The sequence below is a fragment of the Streptococcus sp. STC1396 genome (genome assembly GCF_058933875.1).
This window is the reverse complement of the sequence record NZ_JBZYCU010000022.1, coordinates 1-12,302: the sequence shown is the minus strand read 5'-3', so window position 1 is coordinate 12,302 and position 12,302 is coordinate 1. Positions and strand designations below refer to the sequence as shown.

Genomic DNA, 12,302 nt, shown 5'->3' with positions numbered 1-12,302 from the left:
GGACAATGGAACTAACACGATCACAAAAAAGAATTATTTTGATGTTAGCTGATGCTACTCTGATATATTTTAGTGGATATGTAGCATACTTTTTCTTATCTGAGTATGTTCTGTTATCAGATTTGAATTTAATACAAACTTTAACAGGAGTTGCCGCCCTTTATTTCGTAATTGGTCTTAAAATTCGATTGTTTTCGATCATCAATCGTTACACAGATTATAAGACTCTCAGTACCATAAGTTTTATTTTATTAGGTGCCTATTTTATTACTTTCCTTACAGAAATTGCGTTATCACTGAAAATTAGTTATCGTTTTCTGTTACTTAGTTGCATGTTCTCTGTTTTGTTTACTATATCTATGCGACTTGGCTGGAGAATGTGGTACAGTTTTAAGAATGGGACTACTTATACGGAAGTTGAAGAAAGTAAAGTTAGCAGAACCTTGGTCGTCGGAGCAGGAGATGGCGGAAGCTTATTTATCACAACCGCTCTAAAAGACTCACCAGAATTAAAAATTGTTGCAGTTGTGGATCGTGATGTAAGTAAGCAGGGTTCGCTCCTGCATGGTATTAAGGTTGTAGGTACAGACGAACAAATTCCAGAAATTGTAGCAAATTATGAGATAAGTCAAATAGTAGTGGCTATTCCGTCGCTTAAACCAGATGAGTATGAGCGCATTCTCTCTCTTTGTAAAAAGACAGGCGCTAAAGTCAGTGCTATGCCAAAGTATGAAGAAGTTGTTACAGGGAAGTTAAAAGTACACAAATTAAGAGAAATTGATATTGCTGATTTGTTGGGGAGAAAAGAAGTTAAACTTGACCAAACAAGTTTGCAGTCCAATATTGAAGGTAAGACAGTCTTGGTTACGGGAGCTGGAGGGTCAATTGGTTCAGAACTCTGTCGCCAGATAGTTCGTTTTTCTCCTGCAAGGTTATTACTATTAGGCCATGGAGAAAATTCTATCTATTTAATCCATAAAGAGCTGACTACTAACTACGGAGAAGAGGTAGAAATTGTTCCTATCATAGCGGATATTCAGGACAGAGAGCGGATATTTCATATTATGAAAGAGTACCGACCAGATCGTGTCTATCACGCAGCTGCACATAAGCATGTTCCTCTAATGGAGTATAATCCAACTGAAGCAGTTAAAAATAATATTTATGGAACAAGAAATGTTGCTGAGGCTGCTAAAGCGGCTGGAGTTGCTAAGTTTGTGATGGTTTCTACCGATAAGGCTGTGAATCCTCCAAATGTCATGGGGGCTACGAAACGTGTTGCCGAAATGATTGTCACAAGTTTAAACGAAGAGGGGAAAACCTTATTTGCTGCAGTTCGCTTTGGAAATGTTTTAGGCAGTCGAGGAAGTGTTGTGCCACTATTCAAGGAACAAATTGCAAATGGTGGTCCAATTACGGTGACAGATTTCCGAATGACACGGTATTTCATGACAATTCCTGAGGCAAGTCGCCTAGTCATTCAAGCGGGAGCGTTAATGCATGGCGGAGAAATTTTCGTATTAGACATGGGTGAGCCAGTTAAAATTTTAGATTTAGCTAAAAAAATGATTACACTAAGCGGACATACGGAAGAAGAAATACAGATTGTAGAGACTGGGATTCGACCAGGAGAGAAATTATATGAGGAGCTACTCTCAAATGAGGAGCGGGTTGATGAGCAAATCTATGAAAAGATATTTGTAGGGAATGTGCAGGCCGTTTCTAATACAGAAGTGGATGCGTTCATTCAGTCTATTTCTAATTTAGATGGTTCGGAATTGAAAGAAAAGTTAGTAGAATTTGCACAGCAGTAGGGGTATAGATGATAAAGTTCGAAGATTTACCAATCCAAATTAGGAACGAAAAAGTAAAAAGGTATTACAAATTTCTCAGAGATAAAAGGTTTTCATTGTTTTTTAAATTCTTAATGGACCGTTTATTAGCCTTTGTACTACTTGTCTTATTTTCTCCAGTTATTTTGATAATTGGGATTTGGATAAAACTAGATAGTCCGGGTCCGGCTATTTATAAGCAAGTCCGAATTACGCAGTATGGCAGAGAATTCAAAATTTGGAAATTTCGGACCATGGTTGAGGGAGCTGATAAAAAAGGCTCTCTCGTAACCTCTCACAATGATAACCGCATTACTAAAATTGGAAAGTTTATTCGGAAATATCGAATAGATGAACTGCCACAATTGGTTAATGTGTTATTAGGAGATATGAGTTTTGTTGGTACCAGACCGGAAGTTCCTAAATATACCAATCAGTATACAGATGAAATGAAAGCAACTTTATTATTGCCAGCTGGGATAACCTCTCCAGCAAGCATTTCGTTCAAAGATGAAGATCTTATAATCAATGGCTGTGTCGAACGTGGCTTAACGGTTGATGATGCATATGTGAAAGAGGTTTTGCCCGCAAAAATGCACTATAATTTAGAGTATTTAAGAAAGTTTAGTTTTATTAATGATCTAAAAATCATGATTCAGACAGTAGTGGAAGTAGTTAAATAGGAGAGTGATCTATCATGACAGAATATAATATCCCTTTTTCCCCCCAGATATTACAGAGGAAGAAATCGCTGAAGTTGCAGACACCTTGCGTTCAGGTTGGATTACAACCGGACCTAAAACAAAAGAATTAGAAAGACGTTTATCAGAGTATACCCATACTAATCGTACGGTGTGTTTAAACTCGGCTACAGCAGCTTTGGAGCTTATTCTGCGAGTTTTAGAGATTGGTGAAGGAGATGAAGTCATTGTTCCGGCGATGACTTATACAGCTTCCTGCAGTGTTATTACTCATGTAGGTGCGACTCCTGTTATGGTTGATATTCAAGAAAATTCTTTTGAAATGAATTATGATTTGCTTGAAGAAGCCATTACATCTAATACAAAAGCGATAATCCCTGTAGAATTAGCAGGAATTGTATGTAATTACGATAGAATTTTCGATATTGTTTTTGCAAAACAGCATTTATTTAAGGCAACTGGAAAGTTACAAGATGTCTTTAATCGAATTGTAGTTATTTCTGATAGTGCTCATGCATTGGGAGCTACTTACAAAAATATTCCTACTGGGAATATTGCTGATTTTTCATCATTTTCTTTTCATGCTGTAAAAAACTTTACAACAGTAGAAGGAGGCAGTGTCACTTGGAAATCACATTCTGGTATTGATGATGATGAATTGTATAAAGAATTTCAGATTTTATCACTTCATGGTCAGACCAAAGACGCATTAGCAAAAACTCAATTAGGATCGTGGGAATATGACATTGTGAAGCCAGCTTATAAGTGTAATATGACAGATATCATGGCTTCAATTGGGTTAGTACAATTAAAAAGATATCCTCAATTACTAGAACGAAGAAAAGCGATTGTTGCTCAATATGATAAGGCATTTGAAGGTATGCCTATTTCACCCCTGAAACATGATGGGCCTCACTATCAGTCATCTAGACACTTGTATGTTACACATGTCGAAGGAATCAGTTTAGAAGAACGTAACTTGATTATTCAAAAGATGGCTGAAGCAGGCATTGCGTGCAACGTACACTATAAACCACTACCAATGTTGACAGCCTATAAAGATTTAGGATTCGATATTAAAGATTATCCAAACGCATATCGCTATTTTGAAAATGAAATTACATTACCGTTACATACTAAACTAAGTGATAAGGAAGTGGAATATATTATAGAAAAATATAAAGGTATAATATCAGAAGTTTTAAGATAAGGGGGTTGATATGAGAGATGGCTTAGTATCAATTATTACTCCTACCTTTAACTCTGCTAATTTTATAGAAGAAACTATAAAATCGGTTTTGTCACAAACCTATCCTAATTGGGAAATGATAATTGTTGATGATTGTTCTTGTGACAACACAGAAGAGGTAGTGAGTCAGTATGTCCGAGAAGATAAAAGAATTAAGTATATAAGGTTAGAAAAAAATTCTGGTGCAGCTGTTGCTAGGAATAAAGCAATGAGAGAAGCCGAAGGGGAATATATGGCTTTTCTAGATTCAGATGATATGTGGACTGCTGAAAAATTAAGTGAACAACTGTCCTTTATGCAGGAGAATAGTATCTCTTTCTCCTGTACTGATTATGAACAGATTAGTGAATCAGGGGAAAAAACAGGTAGAATTATTAAAACGCTTCCCAAAGCAAACTATAATAGAATTTTACTGGATTGTCCTGTTGGTAATTCTACAGTCATGTACAGTGTAAAGGAACTAGGAAAGTTTGAAGTGCCCAATATAAGAAAAAGGAACGATGATGCACTTTGGCTGCAAATACTGAAAAAAACAGAGTATATTTATGGCTTGAATCAAGTACTTATGCAGTATAGAATTCGAAACAATTCGATATCAAGTAACAAAATATCACTGATAAAGTATCATTGGGAATTATATAGAGACATTGAAAAGTTAAGTATTTGTAGAAGTAGTTTTCATATTTTATATTGGATTTTTATAAAGTTAGTGAAAATTAAGTAAATGGAGGGGAATAATGGATAGAGATAGTTTGTTGTATAAAATGAGGAGAAAATTGCAGACTATATTATTTAATATAGTTCCACATGATACTCTTTCTAAATTATATTATCGTATATATTTAAAAGAGTCTTTGGATTTGAATAATCCTAAAAAATTGAATGAGAAATTACAGTGGTATAAATTGTATTATTGCCCAAACAATCCGACAGTGATCAAATGTAGTGATAAATATCAGGTTAGGGAATATATTGAGGATAAAGGGTATTCTAAATATCTGACAAATTTAATTGGTGTATGGGATAATGCCAATGATATTGATTGGGACGCCCTTCCTGATAAATTTGTTTTAAAGTGTACTCATGGATGTGCATATAATATTTTATGTCACAATAAAAAAGAATTCGATAAAAAAGCAGCAACTTCTCAGTTAAATAGATGGCTAAAAGAAGATTTTTCAAAATTTAATGTCGAACTACATTATGGAAAAATTAAAGAAAGACGAATTATTTGCGAAGAATACTTAGGTGATGTTATAACTGATTATAAATTTTTCTGTTTTAATGGGAATCCGGCATTCTTTTATGTTTCTTCAGATTTAATACATGATAGGCAAGCAGAGATAGGTTTCTATCAATTAGATGGTCAAAAAATGCCATTGATTCGTAATGATTATAAAGATTTTGGTGAGTTGACTATTCCATCTTTTTTAGATGAAATGATTGATGTTGCTAAAAAATTATCCTCAGAATTTCCATTTGTAAGAGTTGATTTTTTTATTACAGAAAACTCCTTTAAGTTTGCAGAATTGACTTTTACCCCTGCTGCCGGTATGATGCCAATAAATCCTAAGAAATATGATGTCGAATGGGGAGAATTATTCTCTTTACCCAAATTATGATTGCTATAAAGAATTGAGGGTTTGATGAACAAAATTGCGATTATTGGACATTTTGGAGGGAATCAAAAATTCACAGATGGGCAAACAGTAAAAACAATTAATTTATATGATGAATTAAAAAAAGCAACTTCTGAGGATATTCAAATTATTGATACCTACTATAAAAATAAGCGTCCTGTTAGACTTTTTTTAAAAACATTGAAAACTATAATTAGTACAGAAAATATTTTTGTACTTGTATCAGGAAATGGAATGAATATATTTTTTCCATTACTTTATGTTGCAGCGAAAATGTTTAATGTTAAAGTAATTCATGATGTGATTGGTGGGAGATTAGGTGAATTCATAGATGAAAAACCGTTGTTTAAGAAATATTTAAAAAGCTTTACTATGAATCTTGTAGAGACTAAGCAACTTGCTGAGCAACTTGTAGAACGTGGAATTTCGAATGTGGAAGTTATTCCAAATTTTAGAGATATAAAAATAGTTGATGTATGTGATAAAAGTTACCGTTCTGATATTCCTTATCGTTTTTGTACATTTTCTAGAGTTACAAAGAAAAAAGGAATTTCAGAGGCGATTAAAGCAGTTCAGCATATAAACCAAACTCATGAAAAAATAGTTTGTAGCTTAGATATTTATGGTCCAGTTGATTTAGAGTATAAATCTGAACTAGAATCTCTTTTAAGACAGACACCTGATTTTATTCATTATATGGGAGAGGTTTCTTTTTCTGAATCTACAGACGTGTTACAAAATTACTACGGATTACTTTTCCCAACGTATTGGGAAGGTGAGGGTGCTGCGGGCACTATCATTGAAAGTTTTTTTGCAGGACTTCCTGTTATAGCAACAGACTGGAACTGTAATAAAGAATCAGTTATTACTGGATATAATGGTATTATTTATCCAAGTCAGTTAGCTTTAAATTTGGAAGAGGGTATTGAATGGTTGATTCAACAACAAGATGGAATTATTGAGATTAGAAAAAATTGTTTGAAATCAGCAGAATACTACTTACCTGATAAACATATACAGAGGATACTCAATCTTATTGAATACTACGATTAAATATTTTTAGTTAGAATCTCATAGAGGGAAAATGAAAATAGAATTCTTCGGTCCACCCGGATGTGGAAAAACATATGTGAAAGAAAAAATAGTAGGCATTAGCAGGGAAGAAATTAGTCAGAAGGCAAACAATCGAGTGCTAGCTAAGGTGAAAAAATTATCTAAATACTCTCCTATTTCTTTATATTATAGTAAGAAATTAAGAGCGATGCTATTTAATGAGGACTTATCTGCGGTTTTTCATGATTTAACAATATCGGATATGTTAGACAGTATTGTTCTAGTAGCAACGTCGTATAAAATAGGTTTTAGTTCCCATAGCATATTAGACGAGGGGCTAGTTCATAGAATTATATCATTAGGAGTGAACTATAATCTATCTACTGAGAAAGTTATAGAAATAATTTCTTTTTTTCAGCCTATTTTAAAAAATGTAGATGTGATATTTATTTCAGCTTCAATAAATGAAATTTTAGAATCTATTCGTTTGAGGAACAGAAAAGAATCTAAAATGGATTATTTTGATGAATATAAACTTGAAAAATTTGTTAAGAAATATGATATGATTTGTCATGAAGTCGCTACTTACTTTGATTTTAGAGAAATTCGGCGACAAGAAATAGACGATTTTATTAGGGAGAAAAAGTTACTATGATTGCTTTTGTTATTTTACATTATCAAGCGTTAGATGAAACGATTGATTGTGTCAATACGATAAAAAAAATGGTGAAGGGTTCTAGACATATTGTTATCGTGGACAATGCTTCTCCTAATAAGTCTGGTGAAATACTAATTGCAAAATATCAGCAAGATGAAGAAATTACTGTTTTAGTATCAAAAGAAAATGTTGGATTTGCAAGAGGCAACAATCTAGGCTATGAAGAAGCTAAAAAGTACTCTCCGGAATATATCGTTGTAATGAACAACGATGTATTTATTACACAGACAGATTTTACTGAACGATTAGAAAAATCACACGAACTTCATCAATTTGATGTATTGGGACCGGATATTTTTTCAACTAAGACAAATATTCACCAAAATCCTCAAAGAGAGAATAATTATAGTTTACAAGACTTGAAATCAACTCAAAGGAAGTTGAAATTTAAAAATAAATTCAAATTTTTAATCCGGTTAAAGTATTTATTGCGTAGTACTCCTGATGAAAATATCAATCAAGTAGCGGGCTTTGAATCTGTTCAAATTAATAAACCTTTGCATGGTGCAATCTATATATTTTCGAAATCATTTATAGACACCCATGATGAATGTTTTTACTCTAAAACATTCATGTATTATGAATCTTATATTTTACACTATTTAGGTATGAGAGATAATTTAAAATTTGTATATGATCCGAGCATAAAGGTAATTCACCATGAGGACGTATCTACAAATCAAACTTACAAAGATTTGTATAAAAAAGTTATTTTTGTAAATAAATGTTTGTTAGAATCGTGCAATGCTTTTATTGGATTAATGGAATCGACAGAAGATTGAGGGGAAAATGAGCTTTCTATATGTTCTGTTATTGGGGATGTTGAGTTTATTCTTTTTATCTTATCTACTATCAGATCGAGACATTCTATCACCATCTACAATGATGACAATAATGTTTAGTATCAGTTCACTATTTGCAATACTTAATATTCGGAATTGGAACATTGATTATAATGTTAATGCTGGATTAATTACAATAACTGGTGTTTTTGTTTTTATTGTGAGTGAAATGATAATGAAAAATTTCTTTATAAGGTCACGAAAACAAATAATAGACCAAAAATTGAGTTATGAAACTAAATTTGTGGGCTATTCTGTTAGACACTGGAAATTATATTTACTAATTATTATTAATACTTTAATTATAATTTGGTATTTCTTGCAAATTAGATCCCTTGTTGGTGGTGGAAATATATCTGCAATGTTTCAAGAATACCGAAGAATAGGAGTCAATCAACTGGAAGGGAGAGATGTTGACTCCGTAGGTGGGATGATTACCCATTTACTCAAGATAGTAGAAGGTTCAGGATATGTTGCATCTTATCTATTAATAAGTAATGTTATTTATCAATATAAAAAACATCGTACTAATTTTTTGTTGCTGATACTAATTTTTCTATCAATTTTACCGAGTACATTTGGTGCTGGAAGGACGCAGGTTTTAAAATTACTTAGTGCGATGTTAATTGAATACTATATTCTTTGGCATCAAAAAAATGGTTGGTTTAGAAATTTGTCATGGAAAATGATACGATTGGGTGTGACTAGTTTATTGATAGGGATTCCTCTTTTCTATTATTCCTTGTCTCTTTTAGGGAGAAGTACTTCTAGAACACTATTTGACTATATTTCAGACTATATTGCAAGTGGCATAGTATTGTTTTCAAAATATATTGAATCTCCTGTTCCTGTAAAGGTCTGGGGAGAAGAGTCGCTGTTCAGTCTGTTAAAAATTTTTAACTACTTAGGCTTTGGTGAAAAGTCGACCTCTTACAATTTAGAATTTCGTCCACTAGGAATCGGATTAAGCAATATTTATACATTCTTTAGAAGACCTTTGCATGATTTTGGTTTATTGGGAATGTACATATTTGTAGCTTTAATAGCAATTCTTTTTGCCTATATTTATTACGGAAAAATAAAATATAGGGCTAAAAGTCTAAAGACAGCACGTTGGACTTTAGTCTATGGATATTTGTATTATTGGATTGTTTCATCATCTATTATTCAGTATAGTAGTGCATATATATCCGCTGGTACTATTATTATACTTTTTGTAATTATATTTCTATATAGTTTTTTATCGGGCGAAGGTACGAGAATACGGTTAAGATGGAAATAAATATAGGCTTTACGGAGAGAAAATGAAAGAACAATCTTTAACTAAAAATGCTATCTTAAATATTATACGTCAAGCGATGACAATTGTTTTTCCCTTGGTGACTTTTCCCTATGTTTCAAGGGTTTTAGGTAAGGCAGAGTTTGGTAAGTATAATTTTGCGGTGTCTATTGTAAGCTATTTTGCTTTACTAGCAGCATTTGGATTAACGAATTATGCAGTGAGAGAAGGTGCAAGAATTAGAAAGGATCGAAAAGCTCTTTCTCACTTAACTTCTCAATTATTTTCTTTTAATTTGCTAACATCAGCAGTCGCTTATATATTATTATTTTTTATAACTTTTTATAGCAGTAAATTAAACATTTATTTTACGTTGATAGCAGTTCAAAGCTTATGTATTATACTAACAACAATTGGTTTGGATTGGGTTAATATAGTTTATGAAGATTTTTTATATATTACAGTACGATATATTATCATCCAATTTATTGCATTAATAGCTATTTTTCTTTTTGTAAGAAAGCCAGATGATACAGTTATTTATTGTTGGATAATGATAGGTGGGTCATATGGAGGGAATGTAGTCAATCTTTTTTATATAAGAAAATATGTTGATGTATTTTTCACTTTTTCCATTCCTTTTAGGAAATTTTTTGTGCCAATGGCGATACTTTTTCTGAATTCATTGGCTGTTATTATCTATGTGAATTCTGATATTACTATTTTAGGGATGTTTGAATCCGACTCAGTTGTGGGAGTATATAGTTTTTCATCTAAAATTTATAATATACTTAAGCAACTGGTAAATGCTGTTATAGTCGTTGCAGTGCCTCGATTAGTCGTTACTTTAGTTTCAGATGTCCAGCGTTATCGAAAATATTTAAAGGATATTTTCAATTTACTAATCCTAATATTATTGCCTATATCCGCTGGATTGTTTATGTTGAGTAAGTCAATAATTTTGATTGTTGGAGGGCAGGAGTACCTTGTTGGGGAATCAGTTTTAAGATTGCTGAGCTTTTCTGTTATATTTGCCTTAATTTCTTCAATTTATACAAATTGTATGCTAATTATAGGTCGTGAGGAAAAGAAAATTTTAATTGGTACCTCTATCTCAGCTATATTTAATATTGTTGGTAATTTGATTCTGATTCCCTATATTGGGATGATTGGTGCAGCTCTTACAACAGTTTTAGCTGAATTTTTGAATATGCTGGTGCAGAGATATTATTCAAAAAAATATGTATTAAGCCATAACTTAGCTAATTGGAAAACATTTGCATGCTCTTTTTTAGGAGCAGGGATTGTTGTCCTTGGATGTTGGGCTATAAATCGCATAATTTTAGGTGATACAGTTATGATATCAGCTCTTCGAATTGTAACGGCTATAATGGTCTCAGTTCCTTCTTATTTGTTAATTTTAATAGCATTAAAACATAAAACAATAGTTGCTATGCTAGGAAAATTTAAAAATCGTATGTAGAAATTAATGAGGATGATAATAAATGAAAATAGCAGTAGCAGGTACAGGGTATGTTGGTTTGTCCATTGCAGTTTTGTTGTCTCAGCATCATCAAGTAGTGGCAGTGGACATCATTCCTGAGAAAGTCGAGCTAATCAATCAAAAACAGTCCCCTATCCAAGATGATTATATAGAGAAATATCTTACAGAAAAAGAGTTAAATTTAGTGGCTACATTGAATGCAGAAGAAGCTTATCAGGATGCAGATTTTGTTGTTATTGCAGCTCCAACTAATTATGATCCAAAAAAGAATTTCTTCGATACGTCTGCTGTAGAGTCTGTCATCAAAACAGTGCTGAAATATAACCCTGAGGCAATCATGGTGATTAAAAGTACAGTTCCTGTGGGCTACACAGAGTCAGCGCGGAAGAAGTTTCAGACTGAAAATATCTTATTTAGCCCTGAGTTTTTGCGTGAATCAAAAGCACTTTATGATAATCTGTACCCGAGTCGAATTATTTTAGGGACAGATAAAAATAATGAGCACTTGGTAGGCGCTGCTGAAACTTTTGCGGGATTGCTCCAAGAAGGAGCTTTAAAAGAAGATATTGATACATTGTATATGGGCTCTACAGAAGCTGAAGCGGTGAAACTGTTTGCGAATACTTATCTTGCTCTGCGCGTTTCTTATTTTAATGAGCTGGATACTTATTCTGAGATGAAGGGTCTAGACACTCAAGCTATTATTGATGGAGTTTGTTTAGATCCACGGATCGGCTCTCACTATAACAATCCTTCCTTTGGCTATGGTGGCTATTGTCTTCCTAAAGATACCAAGCAACTTCTTGCAAATTACTCTGATGTTCCTCAGGATATGATGACAGCGATTGTACAAAGTAATCGGACAAGGAAAGATTATATTGCCGATCGGATTTTAGATCTTGCTGGTGCTTATGTTGGTAATGACTCCTATGAGCCAGCTAGGGAGCGAGACATTACTGTCGGTGTTTATCGTTTGACAATGAAAAGTGACTCAGATAATTTCAGGCAATCTTCTATTCAAGGTGTTATGAAACGTCTGAAGGCCAAGGGTGTCACCATTATTATTTACGAGCCAACACTTGAGGATGGTGTTACCTTCTTTGGCAGTAAGGTGGTCAATGATTTTAAAAATTTTAAAGAACTTAGTCAAGTGATTATTGCCAATCGTTTTGATGAAAGCTTAGAAGATGTACAAGAAAAAGTTTACACTAGGGATATTTTCAAACGAGATTAATTCAGTTTATATCTTGTAGCATAGTTACATGATTCAATCTCCCTCTACAATGTCACATTCTAACCAATTCCTTCGTATTTGCTTCTTTTATTGACATAAAGGAATGAACTTTATCTAAGAGGCTGGGACAGACAGCCATGACGACATAGCCGTCACCCACAGAAACACGAAAATAAAGACAACAGCCCTCATTTAGAAGTATAATCTAAGTGAGGGCTTTGTGGTTGATAATTTCTTGAATATCACTTTC

10 protein-coding genes and 1 pseudogene are annotated in these 12,302 nt (G+C 33.1%); all 11 read left to right on the top strand.

Translation table 11 applies throughout. The features are described from left to right. Nucleotides 1–5 precede the first annotated feature (5 nt). The 11 genes and pseudogenes from AC5FEC_RS08150 (at nt 6) to AC5FEC_RS08100 (ending at nt 12,052) form a co-directional block, all read left to right on the top strand. The gene (locus tag AC5FEC_RS08150; RefSeq protein WP_493661861.1) at nt 6–1,814 is read left to right on the top strand and encodes a polysaccharide biosynthesis protein; all 1,809 of its coding nucleotides are present in this window, start codon (nt 6–8) and stop codon (nt 1,812–1,814) included. Nucleotides 1,815–1,822: 8 nt separating this feature from the next. Further along, complete coding sequence (locus AC5FEC_RS08145; protein WP_493661860.1) at nt 1,823–2,515, top strand: sugar transferase; 693 nt, start codon at nt 1,823–1,825, stop codon at nt 2,513–2,515. Nucleotides 2,516–2,529: 14 nt separating this feature from the next. After that, nucleotides 2,530–3,743, top strand: a pseudogene (locus tag AC5FEC_RS08140) (DegT/DnrJ/EryC1/StrS family aminotransferase). A 10-nt stretch (nt 3,744–3,753) separates the two neighbouring features. Next, nucleotides 3,754–4,506 (top strand): glycosyltransferase family 2 protein, encoded by a 753-nt coding sequence (locus AC5FEC_RS08135; protein ID WP_493661859.1) that lies wholly within the window; start codon nt 3,754–3,756, stop codon nt 4,504–4,506. 13 nt (nt 4,507–4,519) lie between these two features. After that, entirely contained in the window at nt 4,520–5,404 is an 885-nt protein-coding gene (locus tag AC5FEC_RS08130; protein ID WP_493661858.1) for an ATP-grasp fold amidoligase family protein, read from the top strand. Nucleotides 5,405–5,428: 24 nt separating this feature from the next. Beyond that, nucleotides 5,429–6,475 carry a glycosyltransferase family 4 protein gene (locus AC5FEC_RS08125; protein ID WP_493661857.1) on the top strand — a complete coding sequence of 349 codons (1,047 nt, stop codon included), beginning with the start codon at nt 5,429–5,431 and terminating at the stop codon, nt 6,473–6,475. A 31-nt stretch (nt 6,476–6,506) separates the two neighbouring features. Continuing rightward, entirely contained in the window at nt 6,507–7,130 is a 624-nt protein-coding gene (locus tag AC5FEC_RS08120) for a hypothetical protein (RefSeq protein ID WP_149517694.1), read from the top strand. Further along, the gene (locus tag AC5FEC_RS08115) at nt 7,127–7,975 is read left to right on the top strand and encodes a glycosyltransferase family 2 protein (protein ID WP_493661856.1); all 849 of its coding nucleotides are present in this window, start codon (nt 7,127–7,129) and stop codon (nt 7,973–7,975) included. Before AC5FEC_RS08120 ends, AC5FEC_RS08115 begins: the two co-directional genes overlap by 4 nt. 7 nt (nt 7,976–7,982) lie before the next feature. Further along, nucleotides 7,983–9,317 (top strand): O-antigen polymerase, encoded by a 1,335-nt coding sequence (locus tag AC5FEC_RS08110; protein WP_493661855.1) that lies wholly within the window; start codon nt 7,983–7,985, stop codon nt 9,315–9,317. A 22-nt stretch (nt 9,318–9,339) separates the two neighbouring features. Further along, nucleotides 9,340–10,797, top strand: coding sequence for a flippase (locus AC5FEC_RS08105; protein WP_493661854.1), 1,458 nt, complete (start codon nt 9,340–9,342; stop codon nt 10,795–10,797). 22 nt (nt 10,798–10,819) lie between these two features. Next, nucleotides 10,820–12,052, top strand: a complete 1,233-nt coding sequence (locus AC5FEC_RS08100; protein ID WP_493661853.1) for a nucleotide sugar dehydrogenase — start codon at nt 10,820–10,822, stop codon at nt 12,050–12,052. The last annotated feature ends 250 nt before the right edge of the window (nt 12,053–12,302 follow it).